Source organism: Ruegeria sp. BHSC276 (genome assembly GCF_059612945.1).
The window spans coordinates 47,558-73,619 of the sequence record NZ_JBXWRP010000013.1 but is presented as its reverse complement, the minus strand read 5'-3'; the positions used below and the strand labels follow the sequence as shown (position 1 = coordinate 73,619).

Annotated in this window: 29 protein-coding genes, 1 tRNA gene and 1 riboswitch; of the genes, 14 read left to right on the top strand and 16 right to left on the bottom strand. The window is 64.7% G+C overall.

The features are described from left to right. The coding region (locus AC2FMD_RS17845; RefSeq protein ID WP_496795303.1) for a COG4223 family protein at positions 1-1,125 on the top strand (1,125 nt) is incomplete at its 5' end. A gap of 10 nt (positions 1,126-1,135) precedes the next feature. Continuing rightward, positions 1,136-2,656, top strand: a complete 1,521-nt coding sequence (locus tag AC2FMD_RS17840; protein ID WP_496742467.1) for a heme biosynthesis protein HemY — start codon at positions 1,136-1,138, stop codon at positions 2,654-2,656. Here AC2FMD_RS17840 and AC2FMD_RS17835 read toward each other — a convergent pair. From AC2FMD_RS17835 to AC2FMD_RS17825, 3 genes are read right to left on the bottom strand one after another with little or no spacing between them, the layout of a single operon-like run. Next, positions 2,653-3,693, bottom strand: coding sequence for an ABC transporter substrate-binding protein (locus tag AC2FMD_RS17835; RefSeq protein ID WP_496689428.1), 1,041 nt, complete (start codon positions 3,691-3,693; stop codon positions 2,653-2,655). The two genes, AC2FMD_RS17840 and AC2FMD_RS17835, sit on opposite strands and share 4 nt — an antisense overlap. Then, on the bottom strand, positions 3,690-5,087 hold the full coding sequence (locus AC2FMD_RS17830) for a sensor histidine kinase (protein WP_496795302.1): 1,398 nt from the start codon (positions 5,085-5,087) through the stop codon (positions 3,690-3,692). Before AC2FMD_RS17830 ends, AC2FMD_RS17835 begins: the two co-directional genes overlap by 4 nt. Beyond that, positions 5,080-5,751, bottom strand: a complete 672-nt coding sequence (locus AC2FMD_RS17825; protein ID WP_496680140.1) for a response regulator transcription factor — start codon at positions 5,749-5,751, stop codon at positions 5,080-5,082. Before AC2FMD_RS17825 ends, AC2FMD_RS17830 begins: the two co-directional genes overlap by 8 nt. Positions 5,752-5,909: 158 nt before the next feature. Here AC2FMD_RS17825 and AC2FMD_RS17820 point away from each other — a divergent pair, with 158 nt between their 5' ends. The 5 genes from AC2FMD_RS17820 to AC2FMD_RS17800 all read left to right on the top strand — a co-directional run bounded on the left by AC2FMD_RS17820 (position 5,910) and on the right by AC2FMD_RS17800 (position 9,757). After that, positions 5,910-6,878, top strand: coding sequence for a Bug family tripartite tricarboxylate transporter substrate binding protein (locus AC2FMD_RS17820; protein ID WP_496742469.1), 969 nt, complete (start codon positions 5,910-5,912; stop codon positions 6,876-6,878). Positions 6,879-6,956: 78 nt separating this feature from the next. Next, positions 6,957-7,388 carry a tripartite tricarboxylate transporter TctB family protein gene (locus AC2FMD_RS17815; RefSeq protein WP_496680137.1) on the top strand — a complete coding sequence of 144 codons (432 nt, stop codon included), beginning with the start codon at positions 6,957-6,959 and terminating at the stop codon, positions 7,386-7,388. Positions 7,389-7,400: 12 nt separating this feature from the next. Next, a complete protein-coding gene (locus AC2FMD_RS17810) occupies positions 7,401-8,939 on the top strand; it encodes a tripartite tricarboxylate transporter permease (protein ID WP_496742470.1) in 1,539 nt (512 codons plus the stop codon). A gap of 359 nt (positions 8,940-9,298) precedes the next feature. After that, positions 9,299-9,592: an ABC transporter permease gene (locus AC2FMD_RS17805; RefSeq protein WP_496795301.1), complete on the top strand. Its 294-nt coding sequence runs from the start codon at positions 9,299-9,301 to the stop codon at positions 9,590-9,592. Beyond that, positions 9,593-9,757 (top strand): hypothetical protein, encoded by a 165-nt coding sequence (locus AC2FMD_RS17800; RefSeq protein WP_496680133.1) that lies wholly within the window; start codon positions 9,593-9,595, stop codon positions 9,755-9,757. A 91-nt stretch (positions 9,758-9,848) separates the two neighbouring features. Here AC2FMD_RS17800 and AC2FMD_RS17795 read toward each other — a convergent pair. From AC2FMD_RS17795 to AC2FMD_RS17765, 7 genes are all read right to left on the bottom strand, one after another. Further along, positions 9,849-9,924, bottom strand: a tRNA-Thr gene (locus AC2FMD_RS17795). 209 nt (positions 9,925-10,133) lie between these two features. Then, positions 10,134-12,062, bottom strand: coding sequence for a 1-deoxy-D-xylulose-5-phosphate synthase (gene dxs / locus AC2FMD_RS17790; RefSeq protein ID WP_496795300.1), 1,929 nt, complete (start codon positions 12,060-12,062; stop codon positions 10,134-10,136). A 15-nt stretch (positions 12,063-12,077) separates the two neighbouring features. Next, entirely contained in the window at positions 12,078-12,944 is an 867-nt protein-coding gene (locus AC2FMD_RS17785; protein WP_496742472.1) for a polyprenyl synthetase family protein, read from the bottom strand. Then, positions 12,944-13,186: an exodeoxyribonuclease VII small subunit gene (locus tag AC2FMD_RS17780; RefSeq protein WP_496680127.1), complete on the bottom strand. Its 243-nt coding sequence runs from the start codon at positions 13,184-13,186 to the stop codon at positions 12,944-12,946. The genes AC2FMD_RS17785 and AC2FMD_RS17780 overlap by 1 nt, the downstream gene beginning before the upstream one ends. Beyond that, positions 13,183-14,109 carry a histone deacetylase family protein gene (locus tag AC2FMD_RS17775; protein WP_496742473.1) on the bottom strand — a complete coding sequence of 309 codons (927 nt, stop codon included), beginning with the start codon at positions 14,107-14,109 and terminating at the stop codon, positions 13,183-13,185. The genes AC2FMD_RS17780 and AC2FMD_RS17775 overlap by 4 nt, the downstream gene beginning before the upstream one ends. Before the next feature lie 70 nt (positions 14,110-14,179). Next, the gene (locus AC2FMD_RS17770; protein ID WP_496742474.1) at positions 14,180-14,881 is read right to left on the bottom strand and encodes a response regulator; all 702 of its coding nucleotides are present in this window, start codon (positions 14,879-14,881) and stop codon (positions 14,180-14,182) included. Then, positions 14,878-15,390 (bottom strand): MarR family winged helix-turn-helix transcriptional regulator, encoded by a 513-nt coding sequence (locus AC2FMD_RS17765; RefSeq protein ID WP_496742475.1) that lies wholly within the window; start codon positions 15,388-15,390, stop codon positions 14,878-14,880. The genes AC2FMD_RS17770 and AC2FMD_RS17765 overlap by 4 nt, the downstream gene beginning before the upstream one ends. 158 nt (positions 15,391-15,548) lie before the next feature. Between AC2FMD_RS17765 and AC2FMD_RS17760 the strand changes: the two genes are divergently transcribed. After that, on the top strand, positions 15,549-16,415 hold the full coding sequence (locus AC2FMD_RS17760; RefSeq protein ID WP_496795299.1) for a branched-chain amino acid aminotransferase: 867 nt from the start codon (positions 15,549-15,551) through the stop codon (positions 16,413-16,415). A gap of 59 nt (positions 16,416-16,474) precedes the next feature. Here AC2FMD_RS17760 and cobO read toward each other — a convergent pair whose 3' ends face one another. The 5 genes from cobO to AC2FMD_RS17735 form a co-directional block, all read right to left on the bottom strand. Continuing rightward, positions 16,475-17,074, bottom strand: coding sequence for a cob(I)yrinic acid a,c-diamide adenosyltransferase (cobO, locus tag AC2FMD_RS17755; RefSeq protein ID WP_496795298.1), 600 nt, complete (start codon positions 17,072-17,074; stop codon positions 16,475-16,477). A gap of 56 nt (positions 17,075-17,130) precedes the next feature. Beyond that, the gene (locus tag AC2FMD_RS17750) at positions 17,131-18,066 is read right to left on the bottom strand and encodes a DMT family transporter (RefSeq protein ID WP_496680121.1); all 936 of its coding nucleotides are present in this window, start codon (positions 18,064-18,066) and stop codon (positions 17,131-17,133) included. Positions 18,067-18,098: 32 nt separating this feature from the next. Continuing rightward, a complete protein-coding gene (locus tag AC2FMD_RS17745; RefSeq protein WP_496742478.1) occupies positions 18,099-18,773 on the bottom strand; it encodes an HD domain-containing protein in 675 nt (224 codons plus the stop codon). Next, complete coding sequence (aroC, locus tag AC2FMD_RS17740; protein ID WP_496742479.1) at positions 18,757-19,857, bottom strand: chorismate synthase; 1,101 nt, start codon at positions 19,855-19,857, stop codon at positions 18,757-18,759. Before aroC ends, AC2FMD_RS17745 begins: the two co-directional genes overlap by 17 nt. A 94-nt stretch (positions 19,858-19,951) precedes the next feature. Beyond that, positions 19,952-20,392 (bottom strand): 6,7-dimethyl-8-ribityllumazine synthase, encoded by a 441-nt coding sequence (locus AC2FMD_RS17735; RefSeq protein WP_496742480.1) that lies wholly within the window; start codon positions 20,390-20,392, stop codon positions 19,952-19,954. A gap of 117 nt (positions 20,393-20,509) precedes the next feature. Then, a riboswitch (FMN riboswitch) is annotated at positions 20,510-20,664 on the bottom strand. A gap of 54 nt (positions 20,665-20,718) precedes the next feature. Here AC2FMD_RS17735 and AC2FMD_RS17730 point away from each other — a divergent pair. After that, positions 20,719-21,333 (top strand): FMN-binding negative transcriptional regulator, encoded by a 615-nt coding sequence (locus AC2FMD_RS17730; RefSeq protein ID WP_496742481.1) that lies wholly within the window; start codon positions 20,719-20,721, stop codon positions 21,331-21,333. Positions 21,334-21,345: 12 nt separating this feature from the next. On the opposite strand, the gene AC2FMD_RS17725 is transcribed toward AC2FMD_RS17730, so the two are convergent. Then, positions 21,346-21,789, bottom strand: coding sequence for a c-type cytochrome (locus tag AC2FMD_RS17725; protein WP_496711062.1), 444 nt, complete (start codon positions 21,787-21,789; stop codon positions 21,346-21,348). Between the two features lie 473 nt (positions 21,790-22,262). Between AC2FMD_RS17725 and petA the strand changes: the two genes are divergently transcribed. From petA to AC2FMD_RS17700, 5 genes are all read left to right on the top strand, one after another. Beyond that, on the top strand, positions 22,263-22,823 hold the full coding sequence (petA, locus tag AC2FMD_RS17720; RefSeq protein ID WP_496680112.1) for a ubiquinol-cytochrome c reductase iron-sulfur subunit: 561 nt from the start codon (positions 22,263-22,265) through the stop codon (positions 22,821-22,823). 12 nt (positions 22,824-22,835) lie between these two features. Next, a complete protein-coding gene (petB, locus tag AC2FMD_RS17715) occupies positions 22,836-24,167 on the top strand; it encodes a cytochrome b (RefSeq protein WP_496689455.1) in 1,332 nt (443 codons plus the stop codon). Between the two features lie 18 nt (positions 24,168-24,185). Continuing rightward, positions 24,186-24,971 carry a cytochrome c1 gene (locus AC2FMD_RS17710; RefSeq protein ID WP_496680110.1) on the top strand — a complete coding sequence of 262 codons (786 nt, stop codon included), beginning with the start codon at positions 24,186-24,188 and terminating at the stop codon, positions 24,969-24,971. A gap of 210 nt (positions 24,972-25,181) precedes the next feature. After that, on the top strand, positions 25,182-25,430 hold the full coding sequence (locus AC2FMD_RS17705) for a PepSY domain-containing protein (RefSeq protein WP_496689457.1): 249 nt from the start codon (positions 25,182-25,184) through the stop codon (positions 25,428-25,430). An 8-nt stretch (positions 25,431-25,438) separates the two neighbouring features. Next, positions 25,439-26,014, top strand: coding sequence for a cytochrome b/b6 domain-containing protein (locus AC2FMD_RS17700; protein ID WP_496712372.1), 576 nt, complete (start codon positions 25,439-25,441; stop codon positions 26,012-26,014). Positions 26,015-26,062 lie beyond the last annotated feature (48 nt).

The window sequence follows — 26,062 nt, the reverse complement described above, 5'->3', positions numbered from 1 at the left end:
GCCGAAGCCGAAGCCGAAGCCGAAGCCGAAGCCGAAGCCGAAGCCGAAGCCGAAGCCGAAGCCGAAGCCGAAGCCGAAGCCGAAGCCGAAGCCGAAGCCGAAGCCGAAGCCCGATCCCATGACATGCAGGCAGAACCGCCCAAACAGGAAACCACGCCCCGACGCGGTGGATTTCTGCCGGCCGTGATCGGCGGGGTGGTTGCCGCCGCGATCGGTTTTGCCGCCGGGCGCAGTGATTTGCTCTGGCCTGTCGGGTCGGACCCGTCCGAGGCCATTGCGGCGCTCGAGGCCAAGCTGTCCGGTCAGGCCGAGGAACTGGCCGCCTTGGGCAAGCAGCTGGCTGCAGCCCCGGACCCGACCGCCGAGATTGCCGCGCTGAGCGCCAAATTGGCGCCGATCGAAAGCGAGATCTCCACCATCAAATCCAGCCTCGACGCCCTGTCCGGCAAAATCGACCCGCTGGCCGAGCGGGTCGCCAAGCTCGAGGCGCGCCCATTGACCGAGGCGGCGTCGCCCGAAACGGTTGCCGCAGTCGAGGCCGAGCTGAAGAAACTGCAGGACTCTCTGGCCGGCCAACGCGCCGAGGTCGAAAAGATGGTGGCTGACGCCCAGGCGCAGGAAGCGCAGGCCAAGGCTCAGGCACAGGCGGCCGAAAACCTGGCGACGCTGGCCAAGATCCGGGGCCAACTAGACGCAGGTGGCCCGTATTCGGACCTGGTTGCCCAGTTGCAAGCCGGTGGTGTTTCCGTGCCGGATGCCCTTTCGGGACCGGCCGATGACGGCGTGGCCACCCTTGCCGATCTGCGCGATGGCTTCCCGCCCGCCGCCCGCGCGGCGCTGGCCGATGCCCGCGCGGCGGACAAGGGCACGGGCCTGATCGCGTTTCTGCAACGCCAGACCGGGGCGCGCTCGGTCACGCCGAAAGAGGGCAGCGACCCCGACGCCATCCTGTCGCGCGCGCAGGCCGCGATGGGCAAGGGCGATCTGGCGGCGGCCCTTACCGAGCTGGACGCGCTGCCCGAGGCCGCGAAACCGGCCATGGCCGAATGGATACAGGCGGCAAAGACCCGGCTGGAGGCCGAGACTGCCGTCAATGCGCTGGTTTCCGGCGTGAACTCGAACTGAAGGGCCTGTCATGCTGTGGTCATTGTTGAAGATCCTTGTTTTTGTTGTGATCGTCGGCCTGCTGGCGATGGGCGCCGGTTACCTGATGGAATCCAGCGGCGGCGTTCAGATCACCGCCCTTGGGCTGGAAATCACGCTTAGCCCGCTGCAGTCGGTCATCGCGCTGGGGGTTCTGGTCTTTGCCGTCTGGCTGGGGCTGAAGCTGTTGGGCCTGCTGATCGCCACGCTGAAATTCATCAATGGTGACGAAACCGCCCTGTCACGCTATTTCGACCGCAGCCGCGAGCAGCGCGGATACCAGGCACTGGCCGACGGGCTGATGGCGCTGGCCTCGGGCGAGGGGCGCATCGCGCTGACCAAGGCCCGCAAGGCCGAGAAGCTGCTGAACAAGCCTGAACTAACCAACCTGCTGGTGGCCCAGGCGGCCGAGATGACCGGCGACACGAAAAAGGCGGCGGAGACCTACAAGAAGCTGGTGAGCGATCCGGCGACGCGTTTCGTCGGGGTGCGGGGCATTCTGAAGCAGAAGCTGGCCGAGGGGGACGAGAACACAGCCCGCAAGCTGGCCGAGAAGGCGTTGCAGCTGAAGCCGCGGCACGAAGAAACGCAGGACGTTCTGCTGAACCTGCAGACCAAGGCGCAAGACTGGGCCGGGGCGCGCTCGACCCTGACCGCCAAGCTGAAGGCGGGATACCTGCCGCGCGACGTCTATCGCCGCCGCGACGCGGTGCTGGCCCTGTCCGAGGCCAAGGACATTCTGGACGAGTCCGCCACCGTCGAACAGCAGGAGCGCGCGATTGAGGCCAACCGCCTGTCGCCCGATCTGGTGCCCGCCGCCGCGATGGCCGCGCGGGCCTATATCGCCAAGGGCAAGCCGCGCGCGGCGACCAAAATTCTGAAAAAGGCATGGGAGGCGCAGCCGCATCCCGACCTGGCCCATGCCTTTGCCGAGATCGCCCCGGACGAGACACCCGAAGAGCGGATCAAGCGCTTTGCCACCCTGACCCGCATCCACCCCGACCACCCCGAGACCCGCCTGATCCGGGCCGAGCTGAACATCGTGGCCGAGGATTTCCCCGAAGCCCGCCGTGTGCTGGGCGATCTGGTCGAGAAGGGCGCCGACGCGCGGGCCTATACGCTGATGGCCGCGATCGAACGGGGCGAGGGGGCGTCGGACGCGGTGGTTCAGGGCTGGCTGGCCAAGGCGCTGAACGCGCCGCGCGGGCCGCAATGGGTCTGCGAGAACTGCCACGACATCCATGCCGAATGGGCTCCGGTCTGTTCCACCTGCCACAGCTTCGATACGCTGAGTTGGCAGAGGCCGAAAACGCCCGAGATTGCCACCGCGACCGGCGTTCACATGCTGCCGCTGATCGTGGGTGCGCTCGAGGATCAATCGAACGAGGTCGAGGAGGCCGAGATCGAAGATGCCGAAGCGCCAGAGGTCATCGAACCCGAGCCCGAGGGCGCGGCGGCACCGGACGAAGGCGGCGCAGAGCCGGTTCCTGAGAATACCGGCAAAACCGCCTAGCGGGCGGTTTCCACGTCGAAGGCGTCATTCCACAGGTTGAACAGTTCGGCCCGGCGGTTCGGGTCGCTGGCCACCAGCAGGGCGGGTGACAGGGGAATGAATCGGCGCGCGCTGGGCGCAAGGCCGGTTTCGGCCGCATCCATCCGCGCCACCAACCCCGATCGGGCCAGCAGATCCTGCGCCGTCGGCGACAGCAGGAAATCCAGCAGCCGCTGCCCGCCCGCGCTGTTGCCCGCGTTTCTCGGGATCATGAAGGCGCGGGACAGCACCAGCGTGTAATCCTCGGGCAGGATCACACCAACCGCGGGGTCCTGCGCGTTGGCCACGTATGAGCCAAGCACGTTGTAGGCGATCAGGAACCGTCCCCGGGCCACGTCGCGGATGATCTCGGCCGAACAGCAGGTGGCCACCGCGTCGATCCGGGCAAAGCCCTCTATCAACGAGCCAAAGGTGGTGGCCTCGAGACTGTCGCCATAGGCGAACAGGAAGCCCAGCCCCGAGGCCGCGATGTCATAGGTCGCTACCCGGCCGCGCAGCAGGTCGGGGCGGGTGCGCATCGCGTCCAGCAGGGCAAAGCGGCTGCGCGGCACCTCCAGATCGTCCAGACGGTCCTTGTTGTAGACGATGACGGCGGGTTCGGTGGTAATCCCCCACAGCTCGTCCCGCCAGCGCCGGGCCGGGGGCAGCGCCTGCGTCAGGGCCGAGCTGTAGCGATGGGCGCAGGCGGCATTGACCAGCCAGACCATCTGCTGAACGGCCGAGGAAAACACCGCATCCGCCGGGCTGTCGCCGGTCTTGCAGGCCGTCTTGCTGTGCTGGAACAGCGCGTTCGAGCCCCATTGTTCATAGGTGATGGTCAGGTCGGGGTTTTGCACCGCGAACTGCTCCATCACCGGGCGGATGATGCCGATATCCGTGGTCGAGCGCACCAGCAGGGGGGCAGGCCCGGTGCCGAATTCGGTCACCGCCTCCTGCGCTGCAGTGCGGGTAGCAGGCATCAGCAGACACAGGGCCAGCGGGATCAGAAACCGTATCATGCGCCTGTTCCTTCGGTGGCCGCCGGAAAGCTGAGCGATACGCGAAACCCGTCATCGGTGCGGGCCATCTCGACGGTGCCGTCAAAGGCCTCGGCGGTGGATTTGACGATCGACAGGCCCAGCCCGCTGCTGTCCTCGCCCGAGCCTGCGTTGCGGTTGAACCGGTCGCCCAGCCGGGCGGACACCGACATGTCCGGCCCCGGGCCGCTGTCGCGCACCCACAGAACGGCGCGGCCACCGTCCAGGCTGGCCCCGATGCTGACCGGGGCCTTGCCGTGGCGTAGCGCGTTGCCCAGCAGGTTCTTGGTGGCTTCGCCCAGCGAAAACGCATCGCCCCGCACCCAGACCGGGTCTTCCCCGATTTTCAGATGCACCTCGACGCCGGGGGCGATCACCTCGTGGTCGCTCTGCTCCAGCGCCTCGAGCGCCACTTCGCGCAGATCGACCGGCAGGCGCGGGGCGCTGTCGATGCGGTGGATGACCATCGCGCGCGACAGAAGCTGATCCAGAAGTGTCCCGAGCGACCGCGTACGGTTCAGCAGCCGGTCCAGCGCCCGGCGCCCGGCGGGGCTGTCGGGGTCGGCCTGGGCGATCTCGGCCTGCACCCGGATCGCTGCGACTGGGGTGCGCAACTGATGCGCGGTGTCGGCGATCAAGTTACGCATCGACAGAACCTGCCGGTCCAGCCGCCCCATGAACCGATTCATCGCCGCGATCATGACCTGCAGTTCGCGCGGCAGCCGGTCGCTGGCCACGGGCGTCAGGTCATAGGGGTCTCGGCGGATCAGGTCATCCGACATCGCCTCGAGCGGGTGCAGCGCCGAACGGGTGACGAACCACGACATGATCAGCAGCAACGCGCCGGCCACCGCCATCGGCAGCAGGGCATCGAGCATCAGGCCGGTGGTCATCGCGCGCCGTGCCAGCAAGGTCTGCCCGACCACGATTTCGACTTCGCCGGAAAAGTCCCGCTCGGCGAACAGACGGGGCAGTCGGACGAACCGGGCCGGTTCCCCGTTCAAGTCGGCCGCGAAATACTGGGCCGACTGGCTGACGGGCTGCGGGGGCGCGATCACCGTGTCCGGGTCCAGCCCAGTGATAAAGCGCCCGTCGGGCCCGCGCACCGCGTAATAGATCCGGTCATCCGGGGCCTGGGCCAGCAGCTCAAACGCTGAAACGGGAAGGTCGACGATGGGCTGGCCGTCCTGGATGCGCACGGATTCGGCGATGTCGCTGGCCGCACCCAAAAGCAGCCTGTCATAGGCCTGACGGGCCGCCAACCGACCATTGGCCCAGATCGACAGGCCGACCAGAACGCCGCCCAGAACAAGGATCAGCATCACCGCGCTCAGCACCCGGGCGGTCAGGCTGTGGGGCAGGGGCGGCTTAACCATGCAGGCCGATCCGGTACCCGACCCCGCGCTGGGTGGTGATGGCCACGCCGCTACCCAAGAATTTCTTGCGCAGCCGGGCGATATACAGCTCGATCGCGTTCACGCCCACATCGGCATCCTCGAACCCATAGAGCGAGTCGTACAGTCGCGCCTTGGACAGGAACTGCCCCTCGTGCCGGATCAGGGCGTCCAGCACGGCGGCCTCGCGCGCGGTCAGGTTCAGGCGTTTGCCGCCCAGCGTGGCGCTGCGGTCCTTGGGGGCATAGACCAGCGGGCCCAGCGTGATCTGCTCGCTCTTGCGGTCGGCGTCGCGGCGCACCAGCGCGCGCAGCCGCGCCTCGAGCTCGCGCTGGTCGAAGGGCTTGCCCAGATAATCGTCGGCCCCTTTGTCCAGCGCGGCGACCCGGTCCTCGACTGCGGTCAGCGCGGTCAGCATCAGAACCGGCGTGCGGTCTCCGGCGGCGCGAATCCGGTCCAGAAAGCCCAGGCCCGACCCATCGGGCAGATTGATGTCCAGCAGGATCGCGTCATAGGACTGGACCGCGCGGAAATCATGGGCCGCCTCGACCGAGGTCGCCAGATCGCACACCACACCGGACCGACCCAGATGGGCCACGACGCCCTCGGCCAGATCCTCGGCATCCTCGATCATCAATACACGCATGGCCTCCCCCGATCGCCCGTCGCACCGTGACAGGTTCGTGACAGCATTATTCGGTAAAGAAAACCAACCTGCAAGAAAGGGCTGCGCCACGCGGCCCCTGCGGGGATCGGTTTCGGCCGCACACAAGACGGCCAGAATGACCTGAGGAGGAGAACCGAATGAAACTGTTTGGAACCGGCGGCGTCGTAGCCGCCGCAGTCTTTGCCCTGACTGGCTTTGCCGCCAACGCGGCGGAATGCATCGCTCCGGCCAACCCGGGTGGGGGTTGGGACTTTACCTGCCGTCAGGTGGGCAAGTCGCTGCAGGATCTGGGCCTGATCGACCAGACCATGCAGGTGGTGAACCTGGCCGGTGGCGGCGGGGGCGTGGCCTTTGCCGAGGTGGTGAACAAGCGCAATGACGACAACGAACTGATCGTCGCCGCAAGCGCCGCAACCGCAACTCGTCTGGCCCAGGGCGCCTATCCGGGGAACACCATGGATCAGGTCCGCTGGCTGGCCGCGATCGGCGCCGATTATGGCGTGATCGCCGTGGCTGCCGACAGCCCGGTCAATACCCTGCCCGAGCTGCTGGACCAGATCAAAGCCGACCCGTCCTCGGTTTCGGTCGCGGGCGGCTCGGCCGTGGGCGGCTGGGACCACCTGAAGGTGCTGATCGCGGCCAACGCCTATGGCATCGACGATGTCCGCTCGGTCAAATACATCGCGTTTGACGGCGGCGGCGAGGCGGTGACCCAGCTGCTGGCCGGCTCGGTCCAGGCCTTCACCGGCGATATCTCCGAGGCCAAGGGCTTCGTGGATTCCGGCGACATCAAGGTGATCGCTGTTCTGGCGCCTGAACGTCTGCCCGGCGAATTCGCCGATTTCCCGACCGCCAAGGAACAGGGTGTGGACGCTATCGGTGCGAACTGGCGCGGTTTCTATGCCCCCGGCGGCATGTCGGACGAGGCCTACAATGACTGGGTGTCCAAGATCGGTCAGCTCTATGCCTCGGACGAGTGGAAAGAAGTGATGGCCGCCAACGGCCTGGCCCCGCTGGACCTGCAGGGCGATGACTTCCAGAACTTCGTCGCTGACTCGGTGGCCCAGATCCAGGCGATCTCGAAAGAGATCGGGATCATCAAGTAACCGCACCACTCACGTGCAGGCGGGTGCCGCAACCGTGTGGCGCCCGCACTTTTTCATCCCGAACAACAGGAGACACCGATGAGTGACCGCATCTTCGGGGTCGTCGGGCTGCTTCTCGCCATCGGATTTGCGATATCCGCCCTGGCGATCGAAGAAAGCTTTCTGTCCGATGCCGTTGGGCCCAAGGCCTTTCCTTTGATCATCGCCGCCATTCTGGGCGTGTCCAGCGCCATCATCGCGCTGCGCCCGGATGCCGAACCCGAATGGCCCGCGCTGGGCCGGCTGGTCGAGGTCGGCGCCGCCGTGGTCGTTCTGATCCTGTATGCCGAACTGCTGCCGGTTGCGGGGTTCGTCATCGCCACGGCCTTTGCCGCCACCTATCTGGCTTGGCGGCTGGGTTCGGGCCCGATCGAGTGCATCCTTGTCGGAATTGGCACTTCGCTGGGCATCTATGTCATTTTCCACCTGGTTCTGGGCCTGTCACTGGCCAAAGGGCCGCTGGGGTTCTAGGGGGGGGGCATCATGGAAACTCTTGCATCCTTGGGCGATGGGTTCGCCATCGCGCTGACCTGGCAGAACCTGATGCTGGCCCTGCTGGGCTGCTTTCTGGGTACGGTCATGGGCGCGCTGCCGGGGCTGGGCCCGTCGAACGGCGTGGCTATCCTGATCCCGCTGGCCTTCACGCTGGGGCTGGGCGCGACGCCCTCGCTGATCTTGCTGACCAGTGTCTATTACGGGGCGATGTACGGGGGGCGGATCTCGTCGATCCTGCTGAACATCCCCGGTGACGAGCCCGCGATGATGACCTGTCTTGACGGGCACCCCATGGCCAAGAAGGGCCTGGCGGGCGAGGCGCTGTCGTTGTCGGGAATCGCCTCGTTCGTGGGTGCGTTCTTGGCGACCTGGGGCCTAATCGTGCTGGCGCCGCAGCTGGTCAAGATCGCCCTGCTGTTCGGCCCGGCTGAATATTTCGCCCTGTTCGCGCTGGCCTTCATGACGTTGGGCGGCGTTTCTTCGACCAACCAGGCGAAATCGGCCTTTGCCGCCGCGCTGGGCCTTGGGCTTGCGACCATCGGGGTGGACACCCAGACCGGCGTGCCGCGCTTTACCTTCGGCGAAGTGCATCTGTATGACGGGCTGGATTTTCTGGTGGCCATCGTCGGCCTGTTCGCGCTGTCCGAGGTGTTCATCTTTCTGGAACATCGCCATGGAGGGTCCGATGCCGAGGGCCGCAAGCTGAACATCGGCAGGCTGTATCCGCCGATGTCGATGATCAAAAGCTGCACGCCCACGATGCTGCGCACCTCGTTTCTGGGCTTCGTCGCGGGGGTTCTGCCGGGCGCGGGCGCCTCTTTGGGGTCGTTCATTTCCTACACGATGGAAAAGCGGCTGGTGGACAAGGAGAACACCTTCGGCACCGGCGATCCGCGCGGCGTGGCCGCGCCCGAGGCCGGCAACAACGCCGCCGCCGGGGGCGCATTAGTGCCGATGCTGGCGCTGGGCGTGCCGGGGTCGGGCACCACGGCGGTGCTGCTGGCGGTGCTGCTGGCGTTGAACATCACGCCGGGGCCGCTGCTGTTCACCCAGAACCCGGATGTGGTCTGGGGGCTGGTGGCCGCGCTGTTCATCGCCAACTTCATGCTGCTGGCCATGAATATCCCGATGGTGGGCCTGTTCACCCGCGTGCTGATGATCCCGTCGCGCATCCTGATGCCGATCGTGGCCATGGTCAGCTTTGTCGGCATCTACGGCATTTCGGGGTCCACCTTCGATCTGCTGGTGATGATCGGGTTCGGCGTGATGGGCTGGGTCCTACGCAAGCTGGACGTGCCGCTGGTCCCGATCATCCTGGGCACCCTGCTGGGCAACGCGATGGAGAACAACCTGCGCCGCGCCGTGACCATCGACAATGGCAACTGGTGGACCCTGATCGACAGCCCGTTGTCCATCGGGTTGTGGACCATCGCCGTGATCGGCTTCATCCTGCCGCTGATCGTGGGTGCGCGGGTCAAGGCCCGGATGCACCAGCGCCGCGACGAAGAAGGCGCGATCAGCGACTGACCGCCGCGCCATCCCGCCCTCCGCCCATCCGGGCGGGCGGCGGCCCTCGGGGGTCGGGTTGCGGTGTTGACGATTTTCTCGTGCAGGTTAGGCAGGACGGGTCCGCAGACGCAGGCAGCAGGCGAAGCCAGTGCCACAGGCAGCGCAGATTCTCGAATTGGAACAGTGTCTGACGGTCCGCCCGGATGACCGTCAGGCCATCCACCAACTCGTCACCGCGCTGGAATTCGCGCCTCCGGGTATGGTGCCTGTCGGGCCATATTCGGACGCACAGGCCCAACTTGCGGCCCTGCGGGGCCCCGACTGCCACGAGGACCTGCTGGTGCCCGACCCGCCTGCACAAACGGTGAGCCGAGTGGATGCGGATCCTGTCGGCGCACGGTCTGCACCACGCGGTTCCGATCGGGCAAGTCATTTCGGGCCGGGTTCTGACGATCAACGGAACGGTTGCGGGCTCGGTGCTGCTGTTTGTGCTGGGGGCCGTCATCTATCTGGCCTCGGTGACCGGGTTGGGCATCCTGCTGGCCACTTTCACGTCGTCGATGCCCCAGTTCGGCCTGCTGGCGCTGCCGGTGCTGATCGTGATAAACCTGCTGTCGGGCAGCACGACCCCGATGGAAAGCATGCCGGACTGGCAGCGCATGGCGATGTAGGTGTCTCCCTCGACCCATTTCGTGGGTTTTGCCCAGGCCATCCTCTATCGCGGGGGCGGTCCTGCGATTGTCTGGCCGCAGATGGCGATCATGGCCGGTCTGGGGGCGGCCTTCTTCGCGCTGGCCTTGCGCCGGTTTCGTCAGTCGATGCCCTCGGCCCGTTAACCCGGCCCCGAGCCGAACCGTCCTGCAGAATGGCCGAGACCAATGTGTCCCACCGCGCGATCTGCCGAGTATTCTTGGGTCCAAAGAAGGATGGTGCCGGTGAAGGGACTCGAACCCCCGACCCCATCATTACGAATGACGTGCTCTACCAGCTGAGCTACACCGGCATCCTTCTTGCGTCATGGGCCGTGATGGCCCTGCGGATCCCTGCACCTTGTCCGACCGGGGCAATTGTGACCCGACGCGTCGGTGGAGGCGACCTCGGGGCGTCCCTTAAACCAAGGCTTGCCGCCTTGCAAGAGCGATTGGCGGCCTGACCCGCGACCTTGGGTCGGTGGCGCGGCGCAATCGGCCGCTTGATGAAAGACGCCCGGATTCAGGCGCGCCGTTCACCTATCGAAGCCACACCCAGCACCGATAGAACCTTGGCCTCGATATGCTCGGCGTTCATGCCTGCGACTGCGTACATGTCGGCGGGGCTGGCCTGGTCGATGAAAATGTCCGGCAGCACCATCGAGCGGTATTTCAGGCCGCGATCGAACACGCCCTCATCCGCCAGCAGTTGCGCCACGTGGCTGCCGAACCCGCCGATGGCGCCTTCCTCGATGGTGATCAGCGCCTCGTGGTTGGCGGCCAGGTCCAGGATCAGGTCGCGGTCCAACGGCTTGGCGAACCGGGCGTCGGCGATGGTCGGGGTGATACCGCGGGCGGCCAGCGATTCGGCGGCCTTCTGCACTTCGGCCAGGCGCGTCCCGAAGGACAAGATCGCCACCCGCGCACCCGACTGGATCAGGCGGCCCTTGCCGATTTCCAGAACCTGCCCACGTTCGGGCAGATCGACGCCCACGCCTTCGCCCCGCGGATAGCGGAATGCGATGGGGCCGTCGTCGTGGGCGGCGGCTGTGGCGACCATGTGCACCAGCTCGGCCTCGTCGGCGGCGGCCATCACAACCATGCCCGGCAGGTTGGACAGGTACGCGATGTCGAACGACCCGGCATGAGTCGCGCCATCAGCACCCACCAGCCCCGCGCGGTCAATGGCAAAGCGCACTGGCAGGCGCTGGATCGCCACGTCGTGCACCACCTGGTCATAGCCGCGCTGCAAAAACGTGGAATACATCGCGCAGAACGGTTTCAGCCCGCCCGCCGCCAGCGCGGCCGAGAACGTGACCCCGTGCTGCTCGGCAATCGCCACGTCGAAACAGCGCGACGGGTAGCGTTCGGCGAACAGGTTCAGCCCGGTACCGTCGGGCATCGCCGCGGTCACCGCCACGATCTTGTCGTCGCGGCTGGCCTCGTCCACCAGGGTCTTGCCGAAGACCGAGGTGTAGGACGGCGCGTTCGACGGCGCCTTCTGCTGCTTGCCGGTGACCACGTCGAACTTGGCGGTGGCATGGCCCTTGTCCCGGGCCTGCTCGGCCGGGGCATAGCCCTTGCCCTTTTTGGTCAGTGCGTGGATCAGTATTGGCCCGGTCGCCCGCGCCTTGACCGTGCGCAGAACCGGCAGCAGCTGGTCCAGGTCATGCCCGTCGATCGGGCCAACATAGGAGAATCCCAGCTCTTCGAACAGGGTGCCGCCCACCGCCATTCCTTTGAGCATTTCTTTGGCGCGCTTGGCGCCTTCGCGGAACGGTTCGGGCAGCAGAGACACCGCCCCCTTGGCCGCTGCTTTCAGATCGTGGAACGGCTCTTCGGCATAGATGCGCGAGAGATAGTTTGACATCGCACCCACGGGCGGGGCGATGCTCATCTCGTTGTCGTTCAGGATCACGATCAGGCGTTTTTTCAGGTGGCCGGCGTTGTTCATCGCCTCGAAGGCCATGCCGGCCGACATCGACCCGTCGCCGATCACCGCGATCGCGTCGCCCAGCCCCTCGGGTGTGACCCCGCCCAGGTCGCGGGCCACGGCAAAGCCCAACGCCGCGCTGATCGAGGTCGAGCTGTGCGCCGCGCCGAACGGGTCATAGGGGCTTTCGCTGCGTTTGGTGAACCCGCTGAGGCCGCCTTTCTGGCGCAGGGTGCGGATACGGTCGCGCCGCTCGGTCAGGATCTTGTGGGGATAGCACTGGTGCCCGACATCCCAGATGATCTTGTCGCGCGGCGTGTCGAACACCGCGTGCAGGGCCACGGTCAGCTCAACCACGCCCAGCCCTGCGCCCAGATGCCCGCCGGTCACCGACACGGCCGAGATCGTCTCGGCCCGCAACTCGTTTGCCAGCTGATGCAACTGCGCGTCCGAAAACTGCTTGAGATCCGCCGGGCGGTTCACAAGGTCCAGAAGCGGGGTGTTCGGACGGTCTGACATGGCATCCCTTACGGTTCAGCTTTCACGCGCAATAACGAAGCGGGCGGCTTCCTTCAAGGTTTCGGCCTGCGGTCCGTAGCCGTCCAGCGCGCCGCAGGCCTGCTCGACCAGCTCGGTCGCGCGGGCCTTGGCGGCGTCGAGGCCCAGCAGGGATACGAACGTCGCCTTGCCCGCCTGTGCGTCCTTCTGCAATCGTTTGCCCGCCTTTTCGCTGTCACCCTCCACATCAAGGATGTCGTCGGTAATTTGAAAGGCAAGGCCCAGCGCGCGGGAATATTGACGCATGCGTTGGACGTCCTCTCCGGCCAACCGGGCCCCGGCACAGGCCGACCATTCGATCAGCGCGCCGGTCTTGCCGGCCTGCAACCGGGTGATGTCCTCCAGCGAGAGCGGTTGCTGCGCCGTTTCCGCCGCAATGTCCAGCGCCTGCCCCAGCACCATGCCCTGCGCGCCTGCCGCCTGCGCCAGCGTCAGGGTCAGGTCGGCGCGAATCTCGGCCGGCCCCACTTCGGGGCGGGCGCACAGCTCGAATGCCAGCGCCTGCAAAGCGTCGCCAGCCAGAACCGCGATGCCATCGTTCCATTGCTTGTGCACGGTCGGGCGGCCGCGGCGCAGGTCGTCATCGTCCATGCAGGGCAGATCGTCATGCACGAGGCTATAGGCGTGCAGCGCCTCGATCCCGATCGCGGGCCAGATCGCGCAGGTCTCATCTATTCCGTGCAGTCGGGCGCTTTCCAGCACCAGAAATCCGCGCAGCCGCTTGCCGCCCTGCGTGGCATAGGCCATCGCCCGGGTGACATCGACATCGTCCAGCGCACCCAGAATCAGATCGAACTGCGCCTGGATAAGCGCCGCATCCTGCGCCAGCCTTTCGGAAAACATTACAGACCTTCGACAGGGGTCGTCCCGGTGGGCTGACCATCGGCATCCAGCGTGATGGCGGCCACTTTCTCCTCGGCGCGCTTCAGCTCTTCCTCGCAGCGTTTCTTCAGCTTGGCGCCGCGCTCGTACAGGGCGATCGACTGGTCCAGCGCCACGTCGCCGCGCTCCAGTTGGCCGACCACGGCCTCCAGCTCTTTCATCGCCTGCTCGAATGTCATCTGTTCAACGGGGGTCTCGGTCATCGGGCTGCCTTCATCAGTTCTTCAACATGGGCGCGTGTGGCTTTGGCCAGTGCGTTCAGATCATACCCGCCTTCCAGAGTCGAGACGATACGGCCGTTACACAGCTCGTCGGCGATCCGGCAAAGCTGAGCGGTGATCCAGGCGAAATCGTCGGTGGACCAGTTCAGATTGGCCAGCGGATCGTCTTGATGGGCGTCGAAGCCGGCAGAGATGATGATCAGCTCGGGCTTGAACGCGCGCAGCCGGGGAAAGGCCTGTGCCTCGTAGGCCGCGCGCATCTCGGCCCCGCCGGTGCCGGGGGCCAGCGGGATGTTAACGATGGTGTCATGCGCCCCGGTTTCATCCGGTCGTCCCGAGCCCGGCCACAGCGGCATCTGCTGGCTGGTGATCACCAGCGCGCGGGCCTCGTCCCACAGCAGATCCTGCGTGCCATTGCCGTGATGCACGTCGAAATCCACCACCGCGACCCGATCCAGTTCGTGATGATCCAGCGCATGCTTCGCCGCCAAAGCGGCATTGCCGAACAGGCAGAATCCCATGGCGGTTTCCCGTTCGGCGTGGTGGCCCGGCGGCCGAATGGCGCAGAACGCATTCGGCGCCTCACCGCCCAGCACCATGTCCACCGCCCGAACAACGGCCCCCGCCGCCCGATAGGCCGCATCGACCGAGCCGGGTGACATGAACGTATCCCCGTCGATCTGGCGGAACCCCTCGGTCGGGCGGCTGTCACGGATTTCGCGGATATAGCTCTCGGGATGGATACGCAGCAGATCGTCATCCGCCGCCAGCGGCGCGGTCACCCGTTGCAGGTCCAGAGGCTCCAGCGCATGCAGAATATGTTCCAGCCGGGCCACCCGCTCGGGATGCCCCTCAGGGGTGACATGACCCAGACAGTCGGCATGCGTCAAAACAGCGGTCTTCATCAAAATCCCCCACTTCATCTGGCCAAAAATATCCTCGCCGAAGGCAACAAAACGCCGCGCAGCGGCAAAATCAATCCGGCGCCAGCATATAGCCCGCGCCCCGCACCGTCTGCAGATAGCGCGGCTGCTTGGGGTCTTGCTCGATCTTGCGGCGCAGGCGCGTGATCTGCACGTCCACCGCACGCTCCTGCGCCTGCCCCTTGTCGCGCCCCAGATCCTCGACCAGCTTCGACCGGCTGATCGGCTCGCCCGGCTGGGCCGAGAAGATCTTCATCAACTGGCTTTCGGTGGCGGTCAGCCGTACCGGCTCTTCGCCCTGCCACATCTCGCCGCGTTCGATGTCATAGCGGATCGGCCCCAAATGCAGGATCTTGGTGGCCGTGTCCTGCGATGTGGTTTCCGGCATCCGCCGCAGGATCGCGTTGATCCGCAGCAGCAGTTCCTTGGGTTCGAACGGCTTGGCCAGGTAATCGTCTGCTCCGGCTTCCAACCCGGCGATCCGGTGCTCGGTCTCGCCGCGTGCCGTCAGCAGCAGAATCGGCGTGTCATGCGTCTCGCGCAGGGCACGGGTCAGGCTGACACCATCCTCGCCCGGCATCATCACATCCATCACGAGCAGGTCGAAATCCAGCCCCGACAGGACCCGCCGCGCATGGGCGGCATCACGCGCCGCGGTCACAAGAAATCCGCTGCGCATCAAGAATTTCTTGAGCAGATCACGGATGCGTTCGTCGTCATCGACGATCAGAAGATGGGCGTCCACGTCGCTCATGAAGTTGAATCCCGCAGTTTCGTGTAAGCCCGACGCATATCAGCATCCATCATCGCTTCAAGAACCTTGCGGAACCCGGCAACCGCCTCGGGGCCGGCTTCCTTGTAGGCCGCGCGCATCCGGGCGCGCTGGGCGTCCGACAGCTGCGCCTCGAGCGCCTTGCCCTGTTCGGTCAGGTACAGGTGGCGTTCGCGCTTGTCGACGGTGCCGACCCGGCTCTCGACAAGGCCGTCGTCGATTAGCGTGCGCAGCACCCGGTTCAGCGACTGCTTGGTCACCCCCAGGATCGCCAGCAGGTTGTTCACCGTGGTGCCCGGCGCACGGTTGATGAAATGGATCGCCCGGTGATGCGCCCGGCCATAGGCCATTTCGCTCAGAATGCGGTCGGGGTCGGCGGTAAAGCCGCGATAGGCAAAGAACATCGCCTCGATCCCCTGCCGAAGCTGTTCATCTGTCAGAAACAACAGGCTTTCTCCGCCAAAGACCGGGGCGGGGCGGATCTCGGACATATCGGGCCTCATTCGTTACACGCCCCGACTTTAAGTCAGCGTTATTGACATTCCAAGGGCGGACAGGTATCGAATCGCAGTTTTTGCGCAATTTTGTGTCCGGGTCGGACCTAAGTGGCGCAACAATCGGAAATGTGACCCGGGTCAGGAGGTTTCGGATGGCGGGATATGACGATCGTGACGGTGTCATCTGGATGGATGGCGAATTTGTGCCCTGGCGCGATGCCAAGGTGCATGTCCTGACCCATGCGATGCACTATGCCAGCTCGGTCTTCGAGGGCGAGCGTGCCTATAACGGCAAGATCTTCAAAAGCCGCGAACATTCCGAGCGGTTGATCAAATCGGCCGAGGCGCTGGACATGCCGATGCCTTACACGGTTGATCAGATCGAGGTAGCCAAGGCCGAAACGCTCGAGAAAAGCGGCCTCAAGGACGCCTACGTGCGCGCGCTGGTCTGGCGCGGCTCGGGCGAGGATATGGGCGTAGCCTCGGCGCGCAACCCGGTGCGCATGGCCATCGCGGTCTGGCCCTGGGGCGCCTATTATGGCGATGCCAAGATGCAGGGCGCCAAGCTGGACATCGCCGAGTGGAAGCGGCCCAGCCCGGAAACCATCCCGGTCCATGCCAAGGCGGCGGGGCTGTACATGATCTGCACCATCTCCAAGCACAAGGCCGAGGTCAAGGGCTGTTCCGATGCCTTGTTCATGGATTACCGCGGCTATGTGGCCGAGGCGACCGGTGCCAACGTGTTCTTCGTCAAGGATGGCGAAGTGCATACGCCGCTGGCCGACTGCTTCCTGAACGGCATCACCCGCCAGACGGTGATCCAGATGCTGAAAGACAAAGGCATCACCGTACACGAACGCCACATCCTGCCCGAGGAGATGGCCGATTTCGAACAGTGCTGGTTGACCGGCACCGCGGCCGAGGTCACGCCGGTGGGCCAGATCGGCGAGTACACCTTCGAGGTCGGCGACCTGACCCGCGAAATCGCCAACGATTACGAACAGCTGGTCCGCAGCTGACGCATACGAAAAACGGGCGCCGTTGACGGGCGTCCGTTTTTTCTTTCGCGTCGAAATATTCAGAAATCGATGCCACGCTGGGCCTTGATACCGGCCTGAAACGGGTGCTTTTCCTCGGTCATTTCGGTGACCAGATCGGCATAATCGCGCAGCGCCTGCGGCGCGTCGCGCCCGGTCAGGAACACGCTGGTGCGGTTTGAGCGGGCCTTCAGCCCCTCGATCACCGCGTCCACCGACAGATATTCATAGCGCAGAGCGATGTTGATCTCGTCCAGCACCACAAGGTCATAGTCGCCGCTGGCCATCAGGTCGCGCGCCTTATCGAAGGCGGCGGTCGCGGCGGCAATGTCGCGGTCGCGGTCCTGGGTGTCCCAGGTGAAGCCTTCGCCCATCGTATGCCAGGTGACCAGATCGCGGTCTTCGAAGAACCGCCGCTCGCCAGTCTTCCATTTGCCCTTGATGAACTGCACCACGGCGACCTTCTGGCCCCAGCCCAATGCGCGGATCACCACGCCGAACGCGGCCGAGGATTTGCCCTTGCCCTTGCCGGTGTTGATCAGCACCAGCCCGCGGCCGGGATCCACGGCCTCGGACACTTTTTTGCGGTGCTGGGTCTGCACCTGTTGCATCTTCTGTTTGTGGTCCTGTGCGTCGCTCATGGCAAAACCTCGTTGATTGTCCGCGCCAACCTAGGCGATGGGCGCGAAAGGTAAAGTCAGGGTTTGTGATCGGTCAGCGACCGCGCCTTGCCGCGTTCCAGACCCAGCTGGTGTTCGCGCCAGATCACCACCGCATTGCCGGCGATCACCAGCGCCGCCCCCAGCAGGATCGCCAGGGTCGGCAGTTCGTCAAACCAGACATAGCCGATGAAGATGGCAAACAGCATCGATGTATAGTCATAGGGCGCCAGCATCGAGGCCTGCCCGAACCGGTAGGACGAGGTCACCAGAATCTGCGCGACGCCGCCGATCAACCCCATCGTGATCAGGATCAGCAGCTGGTTCAGGGTGGGCGCGGTCCAGCCCCAGAACACGGTCAGCGCCGACAGCAGCGTGGCGGTCATCGAGAAATAGAAGACGATCGCGGCGGGGTGGTCGACCTGCACCAATTGCCGAATGTGGATCTGCACGAAGCCGCGGGCCACGGTCGCGCCCAGCACGCACAGCGCGCCGATCGTGGCGCCAGTGCCCAGATCGGCCGAGCCCAGCCGCGGCCAGATCATGATCAGCACGCCCAAAAGCCCGATCGCCACCGCGCCGATGCGGATCAGGCGGATGCGCTCGCCCAGCAGCAGCGCCGCCAGGATCAGGGTGAAGATAGGGGTGGCATAGCCGATCGCCGTAACCTCGGGCAGGGGCAGCAGGCTGAGCCCGGTAAAGGTCAGACCCATGGCGGTGGTGCCCAGCACTCCTCGCCAGAAATGGCCCATGGGCTTCCTGACGACAAAGCCCTGCGCGAGTTCCCCGCGCGAGATCAGCCAGGCCACGATCACCGGCACCGCGAACAAGGAACGGAAAAATACCATCTGGCCCGGCGGGAAATCGGCCGACAGCGCCTTGACCAGCGCCGACATCGCCGTGAACAGGAACAGGGCGCTGAGTTTCAGCGTCACGGCAAGCACGGGGCGGTGAGAGGTCAGGGATTGGGCCATCGGCGCGACCCTGCGCCTTTGCGCGGCAAAGATCAACGGGTCGGATTGGGGCGTGTCCAGCTGTCGGGCAGGGGGCTGCCGATCTCTTCGGCGAATTCGGTCAGAAACCGGATCATGCGCCGGACCCGTTGCTGCGCGATCTGCCGTCCGGCCTCGGTCAGCATGTCGTCGGGCAGGGCCAGCAGCTTCACCTTCCAGTGGTCGATCGAATAGTGCAGATCGTCCAGCGGCCGGTGCGATGCGAACGGATCGGCCGGATCATAGAGCGTCCGCCCCAAAGCGCCGGACACCGAGAAATTCCGCGCGATCCCGATGGCGCCCAGCGCATCCAGCCGGTCGGCATCGCGCAGGATGCGCGCCTCGGGCGTCTCGGGCGGGATGTTGGCGGAAAAACTGTGCGCCTCGATCGCGTGGCGTATGGCGGCGATCTGGGCATCGCTCAGGCCCAGATCCCGCAAAACAGGCTCGGAGTCCGCAGCCGACTGGCGCGAGGCCAGGTGTCGGTCGGGATCGTTCTTGGGCAGGTTGACCAGATCGTGCAGATAGCAGGCCGCTAGCAGCACGGTCCTGTCGGTTTGCACATCGGCGATGGCGCGGGCATTGACCCAGACACGGTCCAGATGGGCCAGGTCATGGGCCGGGTCGGTGATCATCCGCTGCGCGACGACCGCGCGCAGACGGTCGCGCAGCTCAGCCAATCCGTCCACGGTTTTCACCGATCTGGCCGCGATGCAGCAGCAGGTGGTCCAAGATCACGCAGGCCATCATCGCTTCGCCCACCGGCACGGCGCGGATGCCGACGCAGGGGTCGTGGCGGCCCTTGGTGATGATCTCGGTCTCTTCGCCCGATTTGGTGATGGTCTTGCGCGTGGTCAGGATCGACGAGGTGGGCTTGACCGCGAAACGTACCACGATGTCCTGCCCGGTCGAGATGCCGCCCAAGATGCCGCCCGCGTGGTTCGAGCTGTATTGCGGGCCGTCCTGGCCCATGAAGATCTCGTCGGCATTGGCCTCACCGGTCAGCTCGGCGGCGGCCATGCCTTCGCCGATTTCCACGCCCTTGACAGCGTTGATCGACATCATCGCCGCGGCCAGATCGGTGTCGAGCTTGCCATAGACCGGCGCGCCGAGGCCCGCGGGGACGCCGCGCGCCACCACTTCGACCACCGCGCCGACCGAATTGCCGGATTTGCGCAAATCGTCCAGATAGGCTGCCCAGTCCTCGGCGGCTTTTGCATCTGGGGTCCAGAACGGGTTCTGTTCGATCTGCGCCCAATCAAAGTTGGTCCGGTCGATCCGGTGCGGGCCGATCTGGGTCATGTAGCCGGTGATATGGACGTTGGGCGCGATCTGCTTGATCGCCTCGCGCGCCAGCCCGCCCGCGGCCACCCGCGCCGCCGTTTCGCGGGCCGAGCTGCGCCCGCCGCCGCGATAGTCGCGGATGCCGTATTTCTGCCAATAGGTGATGTCAGCATGGCCGGGGCGGAACTTGTCCATGATGTCCCCGTAATCCTTCGAGCGTTGATCGGTGTTCTCGATCATCAGCTGGACCGGGGTGCCGGTGGTCTGGCCCTCGAACACGCCCGACAGGATTCTCACCTGATCGGGCTCGCGCCGCTGGGTGGTGAACTTGTTCTGGCCCGGTTTGCGCTTGTCCAGCCAGTGCTGGATCATGCCCTCGTCGATCGGGACGCCGGGCGGGCAGCCATCGACCGTGGCGCCCAGCGCGGGGCCGTGGCTTTCACCCCAGGTAGTGACGCGGAAAAGGTGTCCAAAGCTGTTCATCGACATGGGGCATGCTCCTTTGAGGGTCGTGATTAACGGCGAGAGCCTGCCGCCTCAAGCGGATTTGCGGTCGAGGCATCGCTGCCCCAACCCAGTGTGCCTAGGCCGCACGGGTCAGTGCGGCGCGGGTTTCGATGATTTTCAGCGCCGCCCGGGCTGCCTCGCGCCCCTTTTCCACGAAATGCGCGCGGTAGATAGCGTTGTGATGGTCGGTTTCCTGGTACTGGTGCGGCGTCAGCGACACCGACAGGACCGGTACGCCGCTTTCGAGCCCTGCGCGCATCAGCCCGTCAACGACGGCCTGCGCCACGAAATCGTGCCGGTAGATGCCGCCATCGACGACAAAGGCCGCGCAGGCCACGGCGGCATAGCGGCCCGTCTGGGCCAGGTCGCGGGCCAGCAGGGGCATTTCGAACGCGCCCGGCACGTCGAACACATCGACCTGATCGGCGGGGATCAACTCCAGAAATCCGTCCAGCGCGCGGTCGACGATATCGGCATGCCAGTTGGCTTTGGCGAAAGCATAGCGGGTGTGTGTCATCATGATCTCCTTTCAGCTTGGTGGCCTGCTGGCGGGTGCGAATGGTTTCGCGGCCAGCGCGGCATGACACGTCACCCAAGGCGATCACGGACAGACGCGCCCTTGGCGGGGCGCGCTGCTCGTTCTCTTTCATCCGGACTGTAACCGTCGGCTCTGGCCTCTCACCAGATCTGCTGACACTCTGCCGGTTGGACGGCAGAGCCGCTCGCGGGCTGGCGGGCCTGGGCCCGCATACCGCCGGTGGGGAATTCCGCCCCGCCCTGAGAACGGCGCGACCTTGCCAAGCGCACGCGCGATCTGCAAGACCTGTCGACAGGAGGACGGCCATGCACCCCAACCCAGCCTTTCGCGCCGAGGACCGCGCGCGCCATGTGGAGTTTGCCCGCAGTCGGGGATTCGGCGTACTGGCGCTGTCGGTCGACGGCCCGCCATTGATCAGCCATGTGCCCTTTCTGCTGTCCGAGGATGGCGCGGTGGCCGAGCTGCATCTGGTGCGGTCGAACCCGATCGTGCGGGCGCTGGCCGACCCGAAGGAGGCGCGGATCGCGGTTCAGGGCCCCGACGGCTATGTCTCGCCCGATTGGTACGGGGTCGCGGATCAGGTACCCACATGGAATTACGTGGCGGTCCACCTGACTGGCCGGCTGGAATTGCAGCCCCAGGACCGGCTGCGCGATCTTCTGGATCGGCAATCGGCCTTTTTCGAAGAGCGGCTGAAGCCCAAGCCGCTCTGGCGCGCCGACAAGATGGACCCGGCAGCGCTGGAGCGCATGATGCGCATGATCGTGCCCTGCCGGTTGCAGATCACCCAGATCGACGGCACCTGGAAACTGAACCAGAACAAGCCCGAGGCGGCGCGGCTGGCCGCCGCCGGGCATGTCGAACAGGCCGGGTTCGGCACCGAGCTTGGTCAACTGGCCGCCCTCATGCGCGAAGTCTGATCCGATTACGTTTCAGTCGCTGAACGTCGCCAGATAGGCGGCGATATCCTCGGCGCCTTGCTTCAGCTTGACGCTCATGTTCGGGCGGGCGGTGTCGTCGTTCAGGAAGTCCCGGATGAACCCGATCGGGTCGCGGGCGTAGGCGGCGATGTTCTCTTGCGTCCAGACCAGGCCGTTTTCACCAGCGCGGATCATGTCATCGGTGAACATGCCGATGGGCAGCCGTTCACTGCCGTTCAGATAATCGTTTTCGGTTCCTGCGGTTCTGCCGACCACGCCATAGAGATTCGGGCCCGTGATGCCGCCTTTGACCAGAACCTCGCCATCCTTGATGATGGCGTGGCAGGACGAGCAGCGGTTGTAGAGTTTCTCGCCGCGCGCGGGGTCGCCTTCAGCCCAGGCTTGATGGGTGGCGGCGACCGTGACCAGCAGGACGGCGGTTCTGAATAATGTCATGGGACTCCTCGATCACTGCGTTCGCGCGCGCGCCGAATTGCGTCAAATCTGACTGGTCCGCAACCCCAAAATGCGCGCCATGGTTGTTGAAAAAATGACTTCAAAATAAATATTTGGCGGATTCTCGGTCGGCCACTGCCCCGGATGCTTGAGGGCCTGCCGGTCCGTATGGTGATGCCCGGCGCTCATTGTGCGCGGGCCCGGATCACCGCCCGGCCGGAGCGACGACGCCCCGGGATTCGCCTGCCGCGTGATTCGCGCGTTCACCCAGGGATTTCCGCCGTTTCGGGGCAAAGATCTTGAAAAATGACCCCCGCATTGTGACATGAATGCCCAGATGCGGCGTAGTGCGCGCCTATGACCGCTGGACGAACCGTTTTCTCCCGGCTAGATACCCGCGATGAGACGCCGCTTTGATGCGGTGCTGATGCATGTTTGCCCGAAAGCCGGGCGCTGGAATCGGAGAAAACCTCGTGTCCCACGCAGAAGACCACGAAGGCACCCGCAGAGATTTCCTCTACTACGCCGCCGGCGGCGCAGGTGTCGTTGCGACGGGTGCCGCCGTATGGCCCCTGATCAACCAAATGAACCCCTCGGCGGACGTTCAGGCGCTGTCCTCGATCCGCGTGGATGTCAGCGGTGTCGAGGTCGGCACCCAGATCACCGTCAAATGGCTGGGCAAGCCGGTGTTCATCCGCCGCCGTACCGAAGAAGAAATCCAGCTGGCACGCGAAGTGTCGCTGGACGAGTTGCCGGATCCGATCGATCGCAACGCCAACAAGCCGGGCCTGCCGGCCACAGACGAGAACCGCACCCTGGACGAGGCTGGCGAATGGCTGGTGATGATGGGGGTGTGCACGCATCTGGGCTGTGTGCCGCTGGGTGACGGTGCAGGCGACTTCCAAGGCTGGTTCTGCCCGTGCCACGGGTCGCACTATGACACCGCGGGCCGCATCCGCAAGGGCCCGGCCCCCGAGAACCTGCATGTTCCGGTTGCCGAGTTCCTCGACGAAACCACCATCAAGCTGGGTTAAGGAGGCGCGCTGATGTCCGGTATCCCGCACGACCATTACGAGCCGAAGACCAAGGGCGAAAAGTGGCTGAACAGCCGCCTGCCCATCGTCGGGCTTCTTTACGACACCCTCATGATTCCCACACCCAAGAACCTGAACTGGATGTGGATCTGGGGGATTGTGCTGGTCTTCTGCCTGGCACTGCAGATCATCACTGGCATCGTCCTGGTGATGCACTACACCCCGCATGTCGATCTGGCCTTTGCCAGCATCGAACACATCATGCGCAACGTAAATGGCGGCTTCATGTTGCGGTACCTGCACATGAACGGCGCCTCGCTGTTCTTTGTGGCCGTCTATATCCACATTTTCCGCGGTCTGTACTACGGTTCCTACAAGGCCCCGCGCGAGGTGACCTGGATCATCGGCATGCTGATCTATTTGCTGATGATGGCCACCGCCTTCATGGGCTATGTTCTGCCTTGGGGGCAGATGTCCTTCTGGGGCGCAACCGTGATCACCGGCCTGTTTGGCGCGATCCCCTTCGTTGGCGACGCGATCCAGACCTGGCTGCTGGGCGGACCCGCCGTGGACAACGCCACGCTGAACCGTTTCTTCTCGCTGCATTACCTGCTGCCCTTCGTGATTGCGGGGCTGGTCATCGTGCATGTCTGGGCCTTCCACACCACCGGCAACAACAACCCCACCGGGGTTGAGGTTCGTCGTGGATCGAAAGCAGAGGCCGAGAAAGACACCTTGCCGTTCTGGCCCTATTTCGTGATCAAGGACCTGTTTGCGCTGGCCGTCGTGCTGGTCGTGTTCTGGGCAATCGTCGGCTTCATGCCGAACTACCTGGGCCACCCGGACAACTACATCGAAGCCAACCCGCTGGTTACGCCCGCGCACATCGTGCCCGAATGGTACTTCCTGCCGTTCTACGCGATCCTGCGTGCCTTCACCAGCGAAGTATGGGTCGTGCAGTTCGCCAGTTTCATCACCGGTGGCATCATCGACGCCAAGTTCTTTGGTGTTCTGGCGATGTTCGGTGCAATCCTGGCCATGGCGCTGGCGCCCTGGCTGGACACTTCGAGTGTGCGGTCGGGCAAGTACCGCCCCATGTTCAAATGGTGGTTCTACCTTCTGGTCATCGACTTCTTCGCCCTGATGTGGCTGGGAGCCATGCCCGCAGAGGAACCCTATGCGACCTTCTCGCTGATCGCCTCCGCCTACTGGTTCGCCTATTTCTTCGTGATCCTGCCGATCCTCGGCGTGATCGAGAAGCCCGAGCCGCAGCCGGAAACCATCGAAGAAGACTTCAACGCGCATTACGGCAAGGCTGACGCCGAAGCCACGCCGGCCGAGTAAGAAGAGGGACGGGAAACCATGTTCAAGAAACTTGCAATCGGCGCCGCGTTTGCCATCGCTCTTGCTCCTGCTGCGGTTTCCGCAGCCGGGGGCGGCGAACAGCACATCGAAGACTTCGCGTTCTCGTTCGAAGGGCCATTCGGCACCTGGGATCAGAACCAGCTGCAGCGCGGCCTGCAGATCTATACCGAGGTCTGCGCGGCCTGCCACGGCCTGAAATACGTGCCGCTGCGCGATCTCACGGCGTTGGGTTACTCGGAAGAAGAAGTCATCGCCTATGCGGCTGGAACCTTTGAGGTGTTCGACCCCGAGCTGGACGATTTCCGTCCGGCCAAACCGACAGACCATTTCCCCGAAAATGACGGTGTGGGCGCACCAGACCTGAGCCTGATGGCCAAGGCGCGTGCGGGCTTCCACGGGCCTTACGGTCTTGGAATCAACCAGCTGGTCAAGGGCATGGGTGGTGCGGAGTACATCGCCTCGTTGCTGGACGGTTATACCGGCAAGGAAAAGGAAGAGGCCGGCACGGTTCTGTATGAAAACACTGCCTTCCCCGGCGGCTGGATCTCGATGGCCCCGCCCCTGTCGGACGATCAGGTCGAATTCGCCGATGGTCACGAAGCCACCGTCGAATCCATGTCACAGGACGTTGCTGCGTTCCTGATGTGGACGGCCGAGCCGAAGATGATGGAGCGCAAGCAAGCCGGCTTTGTCGGCGTGCTGTTCCTGACCATCCTGTCGGTGCTGTTGTACCTGGTGAACAAGCGCCTGTGGGCGCCGGTCAAGGGTAAGAAATCCGCCTGATCCGTCAGGGACCATACCAAAGACACCAAGGGCCCCGCGCATCGTGCGGGGCCCTTTTTCTTGCCGGTCCGTTGGCGGGTTCCTGCCGTCAGCGTCGGCTTATCCCGGCCATCTAAGCCCAAAGAATATGGTGCCGCGTGCCACCTGCCGGCAGTTTCCGTTTAGCGCCGGACTGCATGGCGCGTTCACCTGAACCGAGGAGACCACCACATGAAATTCCCTTTCATCGCAGCCGCTTTGCTTGTTGCCGCCCCCGCGCTGGCCGCCGATCTGGCGCCCGACATGGAACTTGGCAAAACCGAAGACGCCGTGCGCAGCGCACTGACCGAGCTTGGCTATGACGTGCGCAAGATCGAGGAGGAAGACGGCGAGATCGAAGCCTATGTCGTCAAGGACGGCGAAATGGCCGAGGTCTATGTGGATCCGGCAACCGGCAAGGTCTCGAAGGTCAAGGGGTGAAGTCGGACATGCCCGGTTTCAACCTGGCCGAAGGTGGGCGCGACAGCGCCCGCCTGGTGCACGTTTGGGACCCGTTGGTGCGCGTGATTCACTGGTCTGTGCTGGCCGGTGTGTTGTTGAATGCGGTCGTCACGGACCCCGAAGGGGACCTGCATGAAATCATTGGATATGCCACCCTGGGTCTTGTCTTGCTGCGGCTTGTCTGGGGTTTTCTGGGGGTCCAGACGGCGCGGTTCACGGCGTTTCCGCCCAACCCCCGGGCCGCGCTGGCCCATACGGGCGAGATCTTGCGTGGAGACCGGACCGTTCACCTGTCGCACAACCCGCTGGGGGCGTGGATGGCCTACAACATCTGGGCCACGCTGATTGTGATCTGCATCACGGGGATCATGATGGGCACCGTTCGGTTCTTTGGGTTCGAATGGGTCGAAGAACTGCACGAGCTTGGGTTCAACTGGCTGATGGTCTCGGTCGTACTGCACGTCTGCGGGGTTGTGCTGGACCAGCGCAGGACCGGTGTTGCTTTGGTCAAAGCCATGATAACAGGAAGCAAGAACATTCCTGATGGAATTTCGACAAAATGAAGAAACACATTCTCGAAACTCTTTGGCCCGGGGATACGGATGTGCGCC